We start from the raw sequence: 18,311 nt of genomic DNA on the forward strand, positions 1-18,311 counted from the left end.
TGCGGACCGCACGGCACTATGGCGTCTTTGCTACTGCAGCCAGCTCATCATGGAGCGCAGGTCTCTGCCGACCTCGTTGACCGGATGCTCAGCCTGGATCTTTCTCATTGCCAGGAAGTTCGCTTTTCCGCCGGCCTTGAACTCCTTGATGAAGTTGGAGGCAAATGTTCCGTCCTGAATATCGGACAGCACCTGTTTCATTCCTTCTCTGGACTCCTTGGTGATGATCTTCGGTCCTGTGATGTAGTCACCGTATTCCGCAGTGTTGGAGATGGAGTATCTCATCATGTCGAAGCCCTTCGCATAGATCAGATCGATGATCATCTTCATCTCGTGGATGCACTCGAAGTACGCCATCTCCGGTGCATATCCTGCCTCGACCAGTGTCTCCCAGCCCGCCTTCATCAGTTCGCAGACGCCGCCGCAGAGGACTGCCTGCTCACCGAACAGGTCGGTTTCTGTCTCTTCTCTGAAAGTGGTCTCAATGATTCCGGATCTGCCGGCACCGATCCCGGAAGCATACGCCAACGCGATATCCTTCGCCTTGCCGGAAGCGTCCTGATAAACTGCGATCAGAGACGGAACGCCGGAACCCTGTGTATACTGCTCTCTTACGATGTGTCCGGGGCCCTTCGGAGCAATCATGATGACGTCCACATCCGCCGGAGGAACGATCTGCTGGAAATGAATATTGAAGCCATGTGCGAACGCCAGCGCATTTCCGGCGTGCATATGCGGCGCGATTTTCTCTGCATAGATGTCCGCCTGCAGCTCGTCCGGCGTCAGAATCATGACGATGTCTCCGGCCTCCGCCGCATCCTCGATATCCATGACCTCCAGGCCGAAATCCTTCGCCTTCTTCTCATGCTTGGAACCCGGTCTCAGACCGACAACAACCTTTGCTCCGCTCTCGGTCAGGTTCATCGCATGAGCGTGCCCCTGGCTTCCGAATCCAATGATTGCAATGGTCTTTCCATCTAAAACACTAAAGTTACAATCTGCGTCATAATACTTCGTTATCATTTTTCTGTCTCCTTTTGTTATATAGTAAGATATATTTTTTATACAAATTATAATCCGTCGGGCTTCGCCTATTCCAGCCCGTGATCGGTCTGCAGGTTCCGCTCCACGGCGGTCACGCCGCTTCTGCAGAAGTCCACGACATCGAACTCATCCATCAGATCCATGAATCCATCCAGCTTTTCCGGCGACCCAGTGACCTCGATGACAAGTGATGTGGTGGTCAGATTGATGATGCTGCCGCGGTAAACCTCAACGATATTCTTAATCGAATCCCGCTGATCCGGCATCGCGTTGACCTTGACCAGAAGAAGCTCGCGATACAGCGTTTTCTCCCGATTCAGTACGGATACAGACTTCACCACTTCCATCTTGGCGATCTGTGCGACAATCTGATCCGCGACCTCCTCCTCCACATTAAACACCATGGTAATTCGTGTGATGTCCGGATTTCCCGTAGAGGATACTGTAATCGTATCAATATTGAATCCGCGCCTTCCCAGAACGCTGGCGACCCTCGTCATGACATTCGGCAGGTTATCCACGAGAACGCTGACGATTTTCTTTTTCATTTCCTTTGCCATCTCCGCGTCCTCCTATTCCACAATGATATCTTCCACAGTCTTGCCGCCCGGAATCATGGGGAGCACCCGTTCCTCCGGCTCGATTACACATTCGATCCAGGATGGTCCGTCCTGCTTCATCGCGTCTGCCATAGCCGCCTTCAGCTGTTCGATGTTCTCCGCCCGATAGCCGTGAGCGCCGAAGCCCTCCGCCACCTTGACGTAATCCGTCTTTCGATGCGGCACCGTACTGGAGTAACGTCCGCCGTAGAAAATCGTCTGCCACTGGTAAACCATACCCAACACGCTGTTATTGAAGATTACCGTGATCACCGGCAGATTTTCACTGACCGCTGTGCAGGCCTCGTTCATATTCATATGGAGGGAACCGTCGCCGGTGATGTGCACCACCCGGCAGTCCGGTTTGCCCATCTGAGCCCCGATCGCCGCACCGTAGCCAAAACCCATCGTTCCCAGACCTCCGCTGGTCAGGAACTTTTTCGGCTTACGAAACTTCAGGTATTGAGCCGCCCACATCTGATGCTGACCGACATCGGTCACATAGATGGTGTCATCGTCGCACATGGTGCTGATGGCCTCCAGAATCTCCTTCGGATCCATACCGTGATTCAGCGTTCTCCTGACCCGCTCCTTGGTCCGCCATCCGCAGACGCGTTCATGCCATTCGTAATGCTGTGCCTTATCCACATATTCCAGCATCCGTTCAAGGATTTCCTTCACGTCGCCGACACAACATTTATCGATGTGAACATTTTTGTTAATCTCGCTGGCGTCGATATCGATCTGCAGAATCCGCGCTCTTCTTCCCCATTTCTTAGGGTTCAGGGCTACCCGGTCGCTGAACCGCGCGCCAAGTGCGATAATCAGATCCGCCTGATCGATAGCCCGATTTGCGGCCACCGTGCCGTGCATCCCCACAAGACCCAGATTGAGTTCGTTGTCGTAGCTGACAATTCCGGACGCCATCAGCGTATGCACCGCCGGGATATCCGCTCTGGAAATCAGCTCATTCACCGCCTCACAGGCGTTGGAGGAAATACATCCTCCTCCGATGTACGCCACCGGCTTCTCTGCGTTGTTGATCAGCCGAACCGCCTCCGCCAGTTCTTCCTTTGTGGGAGAAGGCTTCGGATCCAGAGGCAGCGGCGGCTTATTGGTAAACTCAGTTTTTGCAGCCGTCACATCCTTGGTGATGTCTACCAGCACCGGTCCCTTTCTTCCGCTGTTCGCGATACGGAACGCATTGCGGAGAGTCATCTCCAGATCATCCACATCGTTCACGAAATAATTCATCTTGGTGATCGGAATTGTAATTCCTGCGATATAAATTTCCTGAAAAGCGTCGCGTCCGATCAGACTGTTGTCCACATTCGATGTGATCGCCACCATCGGAATGCTGTCCATATACGCGGTGGCAATGCCCGTCACCAGATTCGTCGCGCCGGGCCCGCTGGTGGAAAAGACCACGCCGGTTTTGCCCGTCGCTCTGGCGTAGCCGTCCGCCGCATGGGAAGCTCCCTGCTCGTGCGCAGTCATGACGTGCCTGATGCGATCGCTGTATTTATACAGTTCATCATAGATGTTCAGAGCCGCTCCGCCCGGGTATCCGAAAACGGTATCGACCCCGTGATCCAGAAGAACCTCTGCTACTATCTGAGCCCCTGTCAGTTTCATACTACCTCTCCTGATTATTCCTTAAATTCCGCCTCTCCTTGAGGCGCAACTCTATTATAGAGCATCGCTAACAAATGTCAACCACTTTTTGTAATCAAACACAAAAAAATATTTCATTTTCTAATTTCATACACAATTTTCACCGATTTGCTGTTGACAAAGAGTTTGCTATACATTATATTATTGTTACAACCAAATGTAAACAAGTTTTGCCAAGACGGGAATAAACCGGTTTCAGGTTTCTCACAGAGAGCAGCAGTACGGTGAAATGCTGCAGAAACACGCCGGTGTCTCACCCCCGAGCATGCCAAACGAGCGGGCTGTGCGTTGATGGACGCGGCAGTCAAAAAGAGTGGTACCGCGGAAACTTTATTATAATGAACGTTTTCGTCTCTTTACGGTTAGATCAGATGGATAATCGCAAAGAGGCGATTATTTGTATTCAGGAGGGTTTTGAAATGAAAAATTATGACAAGTACAGAATCGGTTATTTTGTCCCGCCAGTCAATGAATACGACTGGGTGAAGAAGGATCACATTGAGAAGGCTCCCAGATGGTGCAGCGTGGATCTCCGTGACGGCAATCAGGCGTTGATCGTTCCGATGAACCTGGAACAGAAACTGGAATTCTTCACCTATCTCTGCGAGATCGGATTCAAAGAAATCGAAGTGGGTTTTCCCGCTGCATCAGATACCGAATTTGAATTCCTGAGAACTTTGATTGAGCAGGATATGATTCCGGACGACGTGACTGTGCAGGTACTGACGCAGTCCAGACGCCATATTATTGAAAAAACATTTGAATCTCTGGTAGGCGCAAAGCACGCCGTGGTTCATCTCTATAACTCCACATCCTTTGCCCAGAGACAGCAGGTATTCCGCAAGGATAAGGAAGAAATCATTAAAATCGCCACCGACGGTGCGGAACTGATGAATGAAATCGCAGCCAGATACACGGACACTGACTTCGAATTTGAATATTCTCCCGAGAGTTTCACCGGCACAGAGCCGGAGTTCGCGCTGGAGATTTGCAACGCCGTCATCGATATCTGGAAACCCACGCCTGAGCACAAGGTCATCATCAACCTGCCGGCGACCGTGGAAATGTCCATGCCCCATGTATTCGCGAACCAGGTGGAATACATGAGCAAAAACCTGCACAGCAGAGACAGCGTAGTTCTGTCCCTGCATCCCCACAATGACCGGGGAACCGGCGTGGCGGACGCAGAGCTGGGGCTGCTCGCCGGCGGCGACCGCATTGAAGGCACCCTGTTCGGCAACGGTGAACGCACCGGAAACGTGGACATCGTCACGCTGGCTATGAATATGTTCACCCACGGCGTAGATCCCGAGCTGGATTTCTCCGATATGCCGAGAGCGGTAGAGATGTTCGAGAAATTCACAGATATGACAGTCGATCCGCGCCGTCCCTACTGCGGTTCCCTGGTGTTCGCAGCCTTCTCCGGCTCTCATCAGGATGCAATTGCCAAGGGTATGAAGTGGCGAGCGGAAACCGACCCGACACGTTGGACGGTTCCTTACCTGCCCATCGATCCCCACGATGTCGGACGCCAGTATGACGGCGACGTGATCCGTATCAACAGCCAGTCCGGCAAGGGCGGAGTCGCCTACATCATCAACCGCGACCACGGCTTCGATATCCCCAAGGCAATGCGCGCCGAGGTCGGATATATGATGAAAGGAATTTCCGACCATACCCATGAGGAACTGTCCTCCGACGAGATCTTCGACATTTTTTCCCGGGAATACATCAACTTTTTCTCGCCGCTGGACATCACAGACGCCACCTTCAGCTATTTCTCCTCTACAAAGGAAGAAGGTGAGAAAACCGTTGCGGTCCGGATGCGAGTGGTCATCGACGGTGAAGTCTATAACATCGATGCAGAAGGAAACGGCCGTCTGGATGCCGTCGCCAACGGTCTGAAGAAGACGCCGTATAACTTCGACTACCGGTTCATCACCTACACGGAGCACGCAATCAGCACCGACTCCAGTTCCAAAGCCGCCGCTTACATCTGCATTGCAGACAAGGACGGTCACGAATACTGGGGCGTGGGAACACAGTATGACATAACGCTGGCCGCGGTCAATGCACTGGTCAGTGCTCTGAACCGCATGAATAAGAAAGAACATATGGTCAAATAGCGCAGAATATTATATAATGATTTTATGCTTCGGAGGCCTGCCGTTTCCGGCAGCCGCCGCAGAGCATATACGAGTATAAAGAAAGGAATTACTCAATATGGGAATGACAATGACACAGAAGATCCTCGCCGCTCACGCCGGTCTGGATCATGTGGCGGCGGGGCAGCTGATCAATGCTCGGCTGGACATGGTGCTGGCAAATGACATCACCGGTCCGGTATCCATCAATGAGTTCGATAAGGCGGGGTTTGACAGCGTCTTCGACAGGAGCAGAGTTTCTCTCGTCATGGATCACTTCACCCCAAACAAAGACATCAAGAGCGCGGAGCAGTGTAAAAAATGCAGGACCTTCGCCAGGCGCTTCGACCTAGAGAATTTCTATGACGTAGGAGAGATGGGAATCGAGCACGCCCTCCTCCCGGAGAAAGGGCTGGTCTGTGCGGGAGAAGCCATTATCGGCGCGGACTCCCACACCTGCACCTACGGCGCTCTGGGCGCATTCTCCACAGGCGTGGGCTCTACCGATCTGGCGGCGGGCATGGCCACCGGCGAAGCCTGGTTCAAGGTTCCTCCGGCGATTCGGTTCAATCTGACCGGCCAACTCTCCGAATTTGTCAGCGGCAAGGATGTCATCCTGCATATCATCGGACTGATCGGCGTGGACGGCGCTCTGTATAAATCTATGGAATTCACCGGTCCGGGAGTTGCCTCCCTCTCTATGGAGGATCGCCTGTGTATCTGCAACATGGCCATTGAGGCCGGCGGAAAGAACGGAATTTTCCCGGTGGATGACATAACAAAGGAATATATGAAGGATAGGGTCAGCCGTCCCTACACTGTATATGAGGCCGACGCTGACGCGGAATATGAGCAGACATATGAAATCAATCTGTCCGAGATCCGGCCCACCGTCTCCTTCCCCCACTTGCCGGAGAACACCCGAACCATTGATGAAGTCGGGAACATCCCCATCGATCAGGTCGTCATCGGCTCCTGCACTAACGGGAGGCTGTCGGACATGAAGGCTGCCGCTGAAATCCTGAAGGGAAAGCACGTGGCAAAGGGTCTTCGTGCCATCATTATTCCGGCCACCCAGCAGGTCTATAAGGACAGCATCCACGCCGGATATATCGACATTTTCCTCGATGCGGGATGCATCGTCTCAACACCCACCTGTGGTCCCTGCCTGGGCGGACACATGGGGATTCTGGCCGCCGGCGAGCGATGCGTCGCGACGACCAACCGCAACTTTGTCGGCCGCATGGGAGATACCACTTCCGAGGTTTACCTCGCCAGCCCAGCCGTTGCCGCAGCATCCGCTGTCGCAGGAAAAATCAGCGGACCGGAAAGGAGCAGATAGAAATGGAAGCAAAAGGATTTGTACATCGGTACGGAGACAACGTCGACACTGACGTGATCATCCCCGCCCGCTACTTGAACACGCAGAACGACAAGGAACTGGCGAGCCACTGCATGGAAGACATCGATCGGGACTTTGTGCATAAAGTCCACCCCGGCGACATCATGGTGGCCGGCGAGAACTTCGGATGCGGCTCCTCCCGGGAGCACGCCCCCATCGCCATCAAGGCAAGCGGCATCAGCTGTGTCATCGCTTCTACCTTCGCCCGCATCTTCTACCGCAACGCCATCAATATCGGCCTTCCGATTCTGGAATGTCCGGAGGCAAGCGAAAAGATTCAGGCGGGAGATGAGGTTTCCGTGAATTTTGACACCGGCGTCATTACCAATATCACAAAGAGCGAGACTTACCGGGCACTGCCCTTCCCTGCGTTCATTCAGAACATCATCCGGGCGGGCGGCCTGATGAACAGCATCAGAAACAGAACGGAGGAGAAAGCAGAATGAACTATAATATCGCAGTGGTCAGAGGCGACGGAATCGGCCCCGAGGTAGTGGCGGAAACCATCAAAGTACTGGAAAAGGTCGGACAGAAATTCGGACATAATTTTCACTTTACCGATGTTCCGGCAGGCGGCGCGGCTATCGATGCGGTCGGAGAATGCCTTCCTGCGGAAACCGTCCGTATAGCGAAAGCCAGCGATGCAGTGCTGCTGGGCGCTGTCGGTGGCCCCAAATGGGATAATGTGCCCGGCGATCAGCGGCCGGAAAGAGCGCTTCTGGGCCTGCGCAAGGAGCTCGGACTGTTTGCCAATCTCCGTCCCGCCATGGTTTTCGATCAGCTGGCGGACGCCTCCCCTCTGAAGCCGGAAATCATCAGCGGCGGGCTGGACATCGTCGTCGTGCGTGAACTAACCGGCGGCATCTATTTCGGAGAAAAGGGGCATAAGGACGGCGGCGATATGGGTCCGGCCGCCTATGATGTGGAACAGTATGCGGAGGGCGAGGTTCGCCGCATCGCGAAAGTCGCCTTCGATATGGCCATGAAGCGCAGCAGAAAGGTCACTTCCGTGGACAAATCCAACGTCCTGGAAAGTTCTCGTCTGTGGCGCAGAGTTGTGGCCGAAGTCTCCGAGGACTACCCCGAGGTGGAACTGGACAATCTGTATGTCGACAACGCTGCCATGCAGCTGGTCCGCAACCCCCGCCAGTTCGACGTAATTGTGACCAGCAATATGTTCGGCGATATTCTTTCCGATGAAGCCAGCCAGATTACAGGCTCAATTGGCATGCTTCCCTCCGCGAGCCTTGCGGACGGAAACTTCGGAATGTACGAACCCGTTCACGGTTCCGCTCCGGACATCGCCGGCACAGGACAGGCTAATCCCATTGCAACGATCCTCTCCGGCGCTATGATGCTCCGCTATACCTTCGGTCTGAGCGAAGAGGCGAAATCCATCGAGGACGCCGTGAACCGGTTCCTGTCCGACGGGCACCGCACCGCGGATCTCTGCGGCGGCGCGCCGGAGGCTGTGACTACGACACAGTGCGGTGACCTTATCGCCGCCAATATCTGAGTTTGAAGGAACCCGAAAGAATGATGCGGAAAAGCGTGAAACCCGATATAAAAATAAAAATCAACGCCAGACAGATCAGAAGAATGCTCCTGTTCATTCTTCTGATTCTTTTCGTTTTCAATCTGGCTCATTTTAACCTGAAAGCCGACGTTCGGAATTCCGCGGTGAAGGAGAATCTGAAACTCATTTCCTCCTATGATTTCTCCAGCGTTTCCGCTGTAGAAAAAAAACTTGAGGCAGAGGGCTCCAGCACTGCTCCCGTAACGGTCACACGCTCCGGAAAGGAAAACGGTCTGTCCAAAGCGAAATACCGTCAGATCTTTGACGGCTGCGCAGTGATCGGCGACTCTATCACAGAGGGACTGACCACCTACGGCTTCCTCAGTGACTCTCAGGTATTCTACAAAGTGGGAGGTTCCGTCATGCACGGCGACGCGCAGTTCCGATCTGCGGCGAAAACTTATCCGAAGGTCGCATTTTTCACCTTCGGCATGAACGATATGGGGAACTACCGGGGTAGCGCAGAAAACTTTGTAGTCCGCTACGAAACACTGCTGAAGGAATTCCATAAAACGTCGCCCTCCACGAAGCTGATGATCAACAGCATTTCCACTCCGTCCGCGGCGGCCCGGAAGAAGAACAAATCTCTGAGAAATTACCGGAAATTCAACTCCGCTCTGCGCAGAATGTGCCGGAAGATGAATCTCACATATATCGACAACAACTATATTCTGGAAGAAAATCCGAAATTCTATGGCTCTGACGGAATCCATGTGAGTTCGGGTTATTATGTCATGTGGCTGAACAACATGATTCTGAAAGCGGGGCTGTAATGAGTAAAGTAACCGGACTGCAAAAAAATATCGGGGATCGGCTCCGCCGTCTGGATGCCAGCGACATCACCAAGATTGTCCTTTCCATAGTGTTGATTCTTTTTCTGGCGGCGGTCTACCACCGTTCCGGCGCTCCGGACGTGCCCATGGACTCCGTCGAATCCGCTCTGCGGAAGGGAACCGACCTCTCCTCCATGCAGAAGTGCAGCAACCGTCAGCTGATGCAGTTCATGGGGCTGGATTACTCTGACTACGATTCCTACATCTATTACAAGAGCAGGGAGGCTCTCGGAGTGCAGGAGGTTCTGATTGTCCGCGTTTACCGGCGGGACGACCTGACCGCGGTGGAGGACGCCATCGACAGGCGCATCGCAGATCAGACCAGGACCTTTGAAGGCTACGGGCCGTCTCAGGTCGCCATGCTGAAAAACGCCATCATATACAAACGCGGAAACTATATTTTCTATTGCGTGGACAAAAATCCTGACCGGTATGAGGAGGTGTTCCGTCATGCTCTTTAGCAGTATCGTATTCATCTTCTGCTTCCTGCCGATCCTTCTGGCCGTGTATTTCCTCGTGCCGAAAAAATATCTGTTCGCCCGGAACATCGTTCTGCTGCTTTTCAGTCTCGTCTTTTACAGCTGGGGAGAGCCGGTCTATGTGTTCCTGATGATTTACAGTGCCTTTTTCAATTATTTCATGGCGCATCTGATCGCGCAGAACAGGCGAAAGGGCGGCTCCGGAAAGCGGGACTTTCTGTTCGCGCTGGTGATGAACCTCTTCATCCTGTGCTTCTTCAAATATTTCGGCTTCCTGATGGACACCGTGAACGGGATCTTTCATTCCCATATTTCCTATACCGCGCTGTCCCTGCCCATCGGCATTTCATTCTACACCTTCCAGGCGCTGTCTTACATCATCGACGTGTACCGGGACAAAGTAAAACCCCAGAGCAGTTTCCTGAACTTCACTCTGTACCTGGCACTGTTTCCGCAGCTTATTGCCGGTCCCATCGTGAAGTACATCGACATCGAAAGTCAGCTGTCATACCGCGAGACGAATCCGGAGAAATTCGGTCAGGGCGCGACGCGCTTCATGCTCGGTCTCGGAAAGAAGGTGCTCCTGGCCAACAACCTGGGCGCGCTGCACCAGCTGGTCCTGAACCTGCCGGACAGCCAGGCCTCGGTTCTCTCCTTCTGGATCGGTGCTCTGGCCTACACACTGCAGATCTACTTCGACTTCAGCGGATATTCTGACATGGCCATCGGCCTGGGCCGTATGTTCGGCTTTGAGTTTCTGGAGAATTTCAACTATCCCTATATCAGCAGGAGCGTCACGGAGTTCTGGCGCAGGTGGCATATGTCTCTGTCCGGATGGTTCCGGAACTACCTCTACATACCGCTGGGCGGCAACCGGGTCACAGTTCCCCGCCATATCCTGAATCTGCTGATTGTCTGGGCTCTGACCGGGCTGTGGCACGGCGCCAGCTGGAATTTTGTGTTCTGGGGGCTATATTACGGAGTCGTGCTGATCCTGGAGAAATATGTCTTCGGAAGCGCTCTGAAACAAAGTCCGGCGTGGGCTCAGCATCTGTACGCTATGCTGGTGGTCCTGATCGGATGGGTCTTCTTCTTCAGCAGCGATCTGTCCGCGGCGGTCCATTATCTGGGCGTCATGTTCGGCGTCGGCCGGTTCGCCTTCGCCAATGTGAAGACTCTGTATCTGCTGCGCACCAATCTGGTCCTCCTGATTCTTTCCTGTGTGCTTTCAGGCCCCCGACCCATGGAACGTTTCCGACGCTTTGCGGAGGATCGGCGCGTTGCGGCGGTGATCTGCATTTTCGCAGTTTTCATTCTGTCCGTAGCGTACCTGGTTTACAGTTCATATAATCCGTTTTTGTACTTCAGATTTTAAAAGTTCTGGGAGGCGGTCACTATGCGAAACAGTTCCTACACAAGAATAACCGGTCTTCTGTTCGTCGTCTGTCTGGCGGCGGTGTTCCTGCTGAATCTCATTCTGCCGGACAAAACCTTTTCCGCTGTGGAGAACCGGGTCCTTCAGACGCTGCCGTCCTTTTCAGTCTCAAAATACATGGAAGGCCGCTATGAAACAAAGCTGGAAAACTATGTGAACGACCAATTCCTGCTCCGGAACGGCTTCATCCGTATTAAATCCGCCGCGGACGTCACAGAAGGGAAACTGGAGGCCAACGGAGTATATCGCTGCAGGGATCATTACCTTATGGAGGAGATCAGCACGCCGAACAAGCACTTTGTCTATACAAAAAACGCGCTGCGCCAGTTCAGCCGTCAGCACAGCAACGTGAAAATGTATTTCCTGCTGGCGCCGAATGCTGCGAACATTCTTTCCGACAAGCTTCCGGCCACCGTGCGTATGGCTGACCAGAACAGATACATGGACTCGTTTCTGTCCGATCTCCACAGCTTCGGCTACACGACAATAGACATTCGGGACGCTTTCCGCAGGGCGAAGGAAGATACGCAACTCTACTACCGGACCGACCACCACTGGACCAGTGACGGAGCCTATCTCGCATACCGTACCGCCGCTAAGAAAATGAAGCTAGACAACAAAACCGCCTACGACGGCTACGCCGTCAAAAACGACTTCAGAGGAACTCTCTGTTCCAAGAGCGGATTTGTCAACGGCAGGGACGACGCGATTAAAATCTACCTTCCCGACAGCCGGCAGAATTACCGCAATTCCGTGATATACTACGCTGACACAAAGAAAAAGACAACCCACTTCTATCAGCTTGACAATCTGAAGAAGAAGGATGCCTATACCGTGTTCGGCGGAAGCAATCATCCGATGTATACGATTCAGACTCCCGGAACCGCGAACCGGACACTGCTGCTGATTAAGGACAGCTATGCCAACAGCTTTATCCCGTTTCTGTCCCAGAACTACCGGAGAATCATCGTCGTGGATCCCCGCTATTTCTTCGAGGATATCGGTGACCTCATCGACGCCTATAAAGTAGATGAAATACTGTTCCTCTACAACGCCAATACCTTCTTTCAGGACGATTCCCTGGAGATGATGCTCAGTGACTGAAGTGACGGCGAACGAGGAATGATGCGAATGATATGACAAAAGGCCGGAGCAGCGACGGAGACATCACCTCCCGTTCCGCCGTACCGGCCTTCCGTATCTCAGGCTCTTCGCAGGCTCAGTCATCCCAGCCCCGCAGGCTCGCCTGTACCTGGGCATACACTGTGTCCGCCTTGACCGTATACTCGAACAGCATGCTGTCCGCCTCATCATTGATTCGTTCAGCACTCTCCCGATCCTTCATTGCTTTTGTGTTGATAAACACATTCAGCGAAGCTCCCTGAAGAGCTGCCTTACAAAATACGACACCTACGCCGGCATCACTGATCGCGAGCCGGCTTCCTTTGTTGGCGAATTCCTCGCACATGTCGATGGCCTCGCAGCATTTCCGCATGATCTCAAGAGGCGCTGCACACGCATCCTGAAGCACGATGGCCATAACCCTCTCCTTCTCCCGCTTCTGTTCTTCTGTATCGCGAGGCATTCCGTAGGCCTTCGCCAGCGGTGTGAAGGCTTCTGCATCCCGTTCCACCAGATTCAGCATGTCATGCTGAATCTTCTCGCAGCGATCCATCATGTCGTGCATTTCGTCCTCTACCGCAGCGTATTTTTTCTTCCCGACGGTCAGGTGGCCGACCATGTTCCCCAGAGCCGTCCCGATCGCGCCCAGAAGCGCTGACGCGCTCCCGCCTCCCGGTACCGGCTCCTTACTGGAGAGTATTTCAACAAATTCTCTGCAACTGCTGTCTGTGATCATTATTATCTGATTCTTCCCTTCTGATGTAATCTGTCTGATGTATGCCCGATGCCTGCTGTGCGAGTTAAAACAGTCCGGTGATCCTGCCAGAGTTGTCCACGTCAATTTTCTCCGCCGCAGGTACCCTGGGCAATCCCGGCATGGTCATGATATTTCCGGTCTTCACTACGATGAAGCCTGCTCCCGCATCCGCTTTCGCCTCTGTCACCGTAATATGGAAGCCCTCCGGCGCACCCAACAGAGACGGGTCGTCCGAGAAGCTGAACTGGGTTTTCGCCACACAGATCGGAAGATTGCCGTAACCCAGTTTTTCCAGCTGATCGATGGACTGAGCCGCTTTCTTCTCGTAAATCACGCCGTCCGCATGGTATACACGTCTGGCAATGGTCTCAACCTTTTCGCGGATGGTCATTTCCAGAGGATATGTGAAACTGAAATGATTCTCTTCCTCCTCAATGAGACGGATGACCTCCTTCGCAAGATCAACACCGCCTTCGCCGCCCTTTGCCCATACCTGGCTGAGAACCACGTTGACGCCCAGTTCCCGACATTTTTCCTCAACGAGACGGACTTCCGCCTCCGTATCCGTCGGGAACTCATTTAGAGCCACAACCGCCGGAATGCCGTAGACTTCCCGGATATTCTCAAGATGCTGCAGAAGATTAGGCAGCCCTGCTTCCAGAGCCTCCAGATTCTCCTCGTTCAGATCCTTCTTCGGTACGCCGCCATGGTATTTCAGCGCCCGAACCGTCGCGACCAAAACACAGGCATCCGGTTTCAGCCCGCCCTTGCGGCACTTGATGTCCACGAACTTCTCCGCGCCGAGATCCGCAGCGAAACCCGCCTCCGTAACCACGTAGTCTGCCAGTTTGAGCGCCATCTTCGTCGCCATCAGCGAGTTGCAGCCATGAGCGATATTTGCGAAGGGTCCTCCGTGTACAAATGCAGGCGTGTGCTCCAGGGTCTGCACCAGATTCGGCTTCAGCGCGTCCTTCAGCAGCGCTGCCGCCGCTCCCTGTGCCCTGATGTCCGCCACAGTAACCGGTGCTCCGTCATATGTATACCCCAGAATAATCCTGGAAAGTTTATCCTTCAGATCTTCTATATCATGGGAGAGACAAAGAATCGCCATGACCTCGCTGGCCACCGTAATCTCGAATCCGTCTTCCCTCGGAACTCCGCTGGCCTTTCCGCCCATTCCGTCCAGAATATGGCGGAGCTGACGGTCATTCATATCCACAGCGCGTTTCCATGTGATTCTCCGGGGATCAATGTTCAGCGCATTTCCCTGCTGAATGTGGTTGTCCAGCATGGCGGCGATCAGATTGTTCGCAGCGCCGATGGCGTGCATGTCTCCGGTAAAGTGCAGATTGATATCCTCCATCGGAACCACCTGGGCGTAGCCTCCGCCCGCCGCTCCGCCTTTGATGCCGAACACGGGGCCCAGAGAAGGCTCCCTCAGCGCCAGCATCACCTTTTTGTCCAGTCTGTGAAAAGCGTCTGCAAGTCCCGCTGATGTGGTGGTCTTTCCCTCACCCGCCGGAGTCGGAGAAATCGCCGTCACCAGGATCAGTTTACCGTCCGGCTCATTCTTTTTTTCTTCCAGGATGCTGTAATCGATCTTCGCCTTATAATTTCCGTACAGCTCCACGTACTTTTCATCAATACCCGCGTCCCTCGCGATGTTCAGAATCGGTTTTTTTTCCACTGCCTGTGCGATTTCGATATCGGTTTTGATTTCCATGTTTTCTCCTTCCCCGGTTAATAGCCGGTATTTTTTAAAAAACTGCGCCGATGAATCGGGGTCACCCCGTGCTCCCGGATTCCCTCGTAGTGCGCCTTTGTACCGTAGCCTTTATTTCTCTCGAAGCCGTATCCGGGATACTCCTCCGCATACTCGATCATCCGCCGGTCCCGTGTCACCTTGGCAACGATGGACGCTGCCGCGATGGATACACTGCTGCTGTCTCCTCTGATGATGGAAGTCTGCGGCTTGTCCAGAGCCTCCAGCCTCAGCGCATCGATCAGAATGTGCTCTATGGTGCTCCCGTCTTTCTCCCGGAGCATCTCGTCTGCGGCAGCCGCCGCATCCAGCATGGCAAGCTTTGTGGCCTCCAGAATATTAATCTCATCGATGACCTTCGGCCCTCGGCGCCCTATCCCCCAGGCGACCGCCCGTTCCAGGATCTGACCGTACAGTTGCTCTCGCCTCTTCTCCGACAATTTTTTTGAATCATCCACCCCCAGAAGGTCGAAATCCTGCGGGAGCACGACACAGGCTGCAACAACAGGACCGGCCAGCGGACCCCGGCCTACCTCGTCGATACCTCCGATATACCGGATCCCCTGTTCCCACAAGGCCTCTTCCGGAAGCCTCATTTCCCGGAGCCGCTGCCGCATGCGCTGCTCCCGTTCTTCTTTTTTCATAGTGCGTCCTCCGGTGTAATGCTTCCCGGTGCAGTCTCCAGTGTGATCCTGCCGATTCTGCCGCTGCGAAATTCATCCAGAACAGTCCGGGCACACCGCTCATAGTCGATTCTCCTGCCCGGCAGAATGAATCCCCGTTTCTTCGCTATGCGCTCCATGGTCTCCAGCGGCGTCTCTCCCAGTTCCTCCAGGCGGTAGCGTTCCCGAAGCATCTCCGGATAACGGTTCTGCATATCCTCTAGAAAAGACAGCGCCAGATCCGCCGTATCCAGAATCTCGTCCCGGATGCTCCCGCAATATGCGAGATTCAGCCCCACGCGGGGATCCTCAAACTTCGGCCACAAAATCCCGGGCGTGTCCAGCAGCTGCATTCCGTTGGACAGGGTCAGCCACTGCTTTCCCTTCGTCACTCCCGGCCGGTCGCCGGTCCGCGCGCTCTTCTTTCCGGTCAGACGGTTAATCAGCGAGGATTTGCCGCAGTTGGGTACGCCAACGATCATCATGCGCATCGGCCGCTTGTAGCGGGCGGACCCGATTTTCTCCTGCCTTGTGGACAAAGCTCCGTACAGAGCTTTAACCCCTTCGCCGCTGACACAGTTCATCTCCAGCGCCCGAATGCCGCCAGCTCGGAAGAAGGCAGTCCATTTCCGGTTCTCTTCAGGATCCGCCAGATCTTTTTTGTTCAGAATAATCACCCGGGGCTTCTCCCCCACAAGCTCATCGATGATGGGGTTCCGGCTGGAAACCGGAATCCTGGCGTCGATGACCTCGATGACCAGATCCACCATTTTCAGATTATCACGGATCAGTTCCCGGGTCTTTTTCATATGACCGGGGTACCAGTTGATACTGTTCATTGCGATACTCCTGCTGTTCAAAGGACGTCGGTCCTCATTAATGTCAATATCCGTTGAGCCGGCCCGGAACCTGTCGGACCGGCAGTTTATATCTGATTATTGCGTCATTACTTCAGTACAGAAAAGGGAACCTTACGGTTCCCCCTTCATTATCTGCTTTCCTTTGATTTGATCTTCGCGGACTTTCCTGTTCTGCCACGCATGTAGTGGAGCCTTGCTCTTCTGACATCGCCCTTGCGAACGACCTCGATCTTCTCAACCCATGGTGAATGAAGCGGGAATGTCTTTTCAACGCCGACGCCTGATGCGATTCTTCTGACGGTGAAGCTCTCTCCGATTCCGCCGTTCTGACGCTTCAGCACGAAACCCTCAAAGACCTGAATTCTCTCTCTGTTTCCTTCCTTAATCTTGATGTGTACGCGAACGGTATCGCCGACACCAAATTCCGGAATGTCCTTCTTCAGGTAATCCTGAGTCACAGCATCTATTGCATTCATAATGATGATATCCTCCTTCCCTCATAGACGTTCTTAAATGCCCTCGAGTTACTCTACGCATCCTGCGGATGCATCATTCAGAGGAACGCCCGTAATACCTCATAAGTATATCATATCGCCGATGCCGATGCAAGAAAAATTTCATCTGCGGCGGTGTCAGGCTGCGCTGAAGTTTCTACTTTGCCCTGTAACGCTTTATGTCGATCCAGGTCCACAAAATATTGATCGCCGTTCCTCCGAGGAACGGTACCGCGATGTAATACAATGTAAGCTTAGAAGGCATATGAATGAATAATGGAATCACGAACAGCAGAAACAAAATCTCGCCGGCGATAAATCTCCTGACCCAATAGGATTTCTCTTTCAAATAAGTCTTATCTTTTTCTTTGGTCGTTTTCATTGGTTGCTACTCCTCCCCTTATTTTTTACTAACATACTCCACGGTTTCCTTATGCGGTATATATCCGCTGTTTTTACCTCCGTTTCTCCACCTGAATACCACACATACCTTGGCATATTTTTTCGAAAATTTTTTTTAGATAACATTCCAACTGTTATATTTCAATCCACCGTACACTTTGTTCGCAAATATAAAGGTAGTGGCTGCTCCTGCAACTGGATTTTTCATTGATGCAGCACATGCGACCAAGCCTTCATAAAGTTCTCTCGTTCCCATCTCCGTATATTTATTTCTCAACTTCTTAACTCCGGACTACGTCAAATAGTAGCTGCTAGTTTTGAGGCATCATCTGGCAATGCCATTTTGGTAACATTTCTGCCATCAGAGGATACTGTGATTATTCCATTACCACTTTTAGGGAAAGTAATATCAGTATCTTCGCCCAATGCCAAAATTTTATTGTCATTCTCCTGCAAATTCTGATTAATCTCCGCTTTCCCTATATTATTTTCAATTACTGCCGCTTCAGTGTTTCGCGTTTCATTATTTTCTACCGCAAAAATTCGATATGCATATTCATCGGCCTGTATATGCCCTGCACTCCTTCTCGGCTTCCGAGATGTACTTCCGTATGTTCTCCGGATCTCCCCGGAAATTATAGCCCGATCTACTTTGTTCACCTATGCGCTCCAGGTTTACATTGACCTTCTTTATTGTGCGTATTAGCGCATCGTATTTCGCAGGGTTACCCAGATCTTCATTCAGTTCAATCAGAAATTCTTCCAGACCGTCCATTCGATATTCCCTGTATGCACCCGACTCTGCGACGCGGTTGATATTCGCGGACAAAGGACGCATCGCCAGCCAGTAACTGTTCAATGCCTTCTTTTTCTCCCCGTTCGTCAACCTGTCTGAACTGACTTTATCGAATGATACAGCACTGTATCCCGCATACCGGAAGTCATCGGCGAGCATCTGTCCATTGACCGACACCTGCCTCTGGTACATGGTAATAAGCACTGCGAGCAGCACGATACACACGACTGCCAATACTCCGTAAATTATTTTCCGCCTCATAAATTCCTC

At 52.9% G+C, this 18,311-nt stretch carries 19 protein-coding genes; 8 read left to right on the plus strand and 11 right to left on the minus strand.

Annotation, left to right across the window (positions count from 1 at the left end):
* Positions 1–30 precede the first annotated feature (30 nt).
* The 3 genes from ilvC to ilvB are packed head-to-tail and all read right to left on the minus strand — an operon-like array spanning position 31 to position 3,278.
* A complete protein-coding gene (gene ilvC / locus FYJ64_RS00755) occupies positions 31–1,044 on the minus strand; it encodes a ketol-acid reductoisomerase (RefSeq protein WP_276960602.1) in 1,014 nt (337 codons plus the stop codon).
* A gap of 47 nt (positions 1,045–1,091) precedes the next feature.
* Complete coding sequence (ilvN, locus tag FYJ64_RS00760) at positions 1,092–1,604, minus strand: acetolactate synthase small subunit (RefSeq protein WP_235897065.1); 513 nt, start codon at positions 1,602–1,604, stop codon at positions 1,092–1,094.
* 12 nt (positions 1,605–1,616) lie between these two features.
* The gene (gene ilvB, locus FYJ64_RS00765; RefSeq protein WP_154573342.1) at positions 1,617–3,278 is read right to left on the minus strand and encodes a biosynthetic-type acetolactate synthase large subunit; all 1,662 of its coding nucleotides are present in this window, start codon (positions 3,276–3,278) and stop codon (positions 1,617–1,619) included.
* A 458-nt stretch (positions 3,279–3,736) separates the two neighbouring features.
* On the opposite strand from ilvB, the gene FYJ64_RS00770 reads away from it, so the two are divergent.
* The 8 genes from FYJ64_RS00770 (at position 3,737) to FYJ64_RS00805 (ending at position 12,290) form a co-directional block, all read left to right on the plus strand.
* Positions 3,737–5,443, plus strand: coding sequence for a 2-isopropylmalate synthase (locus FYJ64_RS00770; protein ID WP_154573343.1), 1,707 nt, complete (start codon positions 3,737–3,739; stop codon positions 5,441–5,443).
* A gap of 97 nt (positions 5,444–5,540) precedes the next feature.
* On the plus strand, positions 5,541–6,803 hold the full coding sequence (leuC, locus tag FYJ64_RS00775) for a 3-isopropylmalate dehydratase large subunit (protein WP_154573344.1): 1,263 nt from the start codon (positions 5,541–5,543) through the stop codon (positions 6,801–6,803).
* A gap of 2 nt (positions 6,804–6,805) precedes the next feature.
* Positions 6,806–7,309: a 3-isopropylmalate dehydratase small subunit gene (gene leuD, locus FYJ64_RS00780; protein WP_154573345.1), complete on the plus strand. Its 504-nt coding sequence runs from the start codon at positions 6,806–6,808 to the stop codon at positions 7,307–7,309.
* On the plus strand, positions 7,306–8,379 hold the full coding sequence (gene leuB, locus FYJ64_RS00785) for a 3-isopropylmalate dehydrogenase (protein ID WP_154573346.1): 1,074 nt from the start codon (positions 7,306–7,308) through the stop codon (positions 8,377–8,379). The genes leuD and leuB overlap by 4 nt, the downstream gene beginning before the upstream one ends.
* Positions 8,380–8,414: 35 nt before the next feature.
* Positions 8,415–9,212 carry an SGNH/GDSL hydrolase family protein gene (locus FYJ64_RS00790; protein WP_206045489.1) on the plus strand — a complete coding sequence of 266 codons (798 nt, stop codon included), beginning with the start codon at positions 8,415–8,417 and terminating at the stop codon, positions 9,210–9,212.
* Entirely contained in the window at positions 9,212–9,733 is a 522-nt protein-coding gene (locus FYJ64_RS00795) for a DUF4358 domain-containing protein (RefSeq protein WP_154573348.1), read from the plus strand. Before FYJ64_RS00790 ends, FYJ64_RS00795 begins: the two co-directional genes overlap by 1 nt.
* Positions 9,723–11,126 (plus strand): MBOAT family O-acyltransferase, encoded by a 1,404-nt coding sequence (locus FYJ64_RS00800; RefSeq protein WP_154573349.1) that lies wholly within the window; start codon positions 9,723–9,725, stop codon positions 11,124–11,126. The genes FYJ64_RS00795 and FYJ64_RS00800 overlap by 11 nt, the downstream gene beginning before the upstream one ends.
* A 21-nt stretch (positions 11,127–11,147) precedes the next feature.
* On the plus strand, positions 11,148–12,290 hold the full coding sequence (locus tag FYJ64_RS00805) for a DHHW family protein (RefSeq protein WP_154573350.1): 1,143 nt from the start codon (positions 11,148–11,150) through the stop codon (positions 12,288–12,290).
* A 115-nt stretch (positions 12,291–12,405) separates the two neighbouring features.
* On the opposite strand, the gene FYJ64_RS00810 is transcribed toward FYJ64_RS00805, so the two are convergent.
* From FYJ64_RS00810 to FYJ64_RS00845, 8 genes are all read right to left on the minus strand, one after another.
* Positions 12,406–13,044 (minus strand): cyclodeaminase/cyclohydrolase family protein, encoded by a 639-nt coding sequence (locus FYJ64_RS00810; protein WP_154573351.1) that lies wholly within the window; start codon positions 13,042–13,044, stop codon positions 12,406–12,408.
* Between the two features lie 64 nt (positions 13,045–13,108).
* A complete protein-coding gene (locus FYJ64_RS00815) occupies positions 13,109–14,788 on the minus strand; it encodes a formate--tetrahydrofolate ligase (RefSeq protein ID WP_154573352.1) in 1,680 nt (559 codons plus the stop codon).
* Between the two features lie 17 nt (positions 14,789–14,805).
* Positions 14,806–15,471: a ribonuclease HII gene (locus tag FYJ64_RS00820; protein ID WP_154573353.1), complete on the minus strand. Its 666-nt coding sequence runs from the start codon at positions 15,469–15,471 to the stop codon at positions 14,806–14,808.
* Positions 15,468–16,328 (minus strand): ribosome biogenesis GTPase YlqF, encoded by an 861-nt coding sequence (gene ylqF, locus FYJ64_RS00825; protein ID WP_154573354.1) that lies wholly within the window; start codon positions 16,326–16,328, stop codon positions 15,468–15,470. Before ylqF ends, FYJ64_RS00820 begins: the two co-directional genes overlap by 4 nt.
* A 149-nt stretch (positions 16,329–16,477) precedes the next feature.
* Entirely contained in the window at positions 16,478–16,825 is a 348-nt protein-coding gene (gene rplS, locus FYJ64_RS00830) for a 50S ribosomal protein L19 (RefSeq protein WP_075714836.1), read from the minus strand.
* Between the two features lie 175 nt (positions 16,826–17,000).
* On the minus strand, positions 17,001–17,225 hold the full coding sequence (locus FYJ64_RS00835) for a hypothetical protein (RefSeq protein ID WP_154573355.1): 225 nt from the start codon (positions 17,223–17,225) through the stop codon (positions 17,001–17,003).
* A gap of 317 nt (positions 17,226–17,542) precedes the next feature.
* The gene (locus tag FYJ64_RS11290; protein WP_206045490.1) at positions 17,543–17,701 is read right to left on the minus strand and encodes a hypothetical protein; all 159 of its coding nucleotides are present in this window, start codon (positions 17,699–17,701) and stop codon (positions 17,543–17,545) included.
* A 100-nt stretch (positions 17,702–17,801) separates the two neighbouring features.
* Positions 17,802–18,302 (minus strand): hypothetical protein, encoded by a 501-nt coding sequence (locus FYJ64_RS00845; RefSeq protein WP_154573357.1) that lies wholly within the window; start codon positions 18,300–18,302, stop codon positions 17,802–17,804.
* Between the last annotated feature and the right edge of the window lie 9 nt (positions 18,303–18,311).

Origin of the sequence: Hornefia butyriciproducens, assembly GCF_009695915.1 — a bacterium.
Taxonomy (GTDB): Bacteria; Bacillota; Clostridia; order Peptostreptococcales; family Anaerovoracaceae; genus Aminicella; species Aminicella butyriciproducens.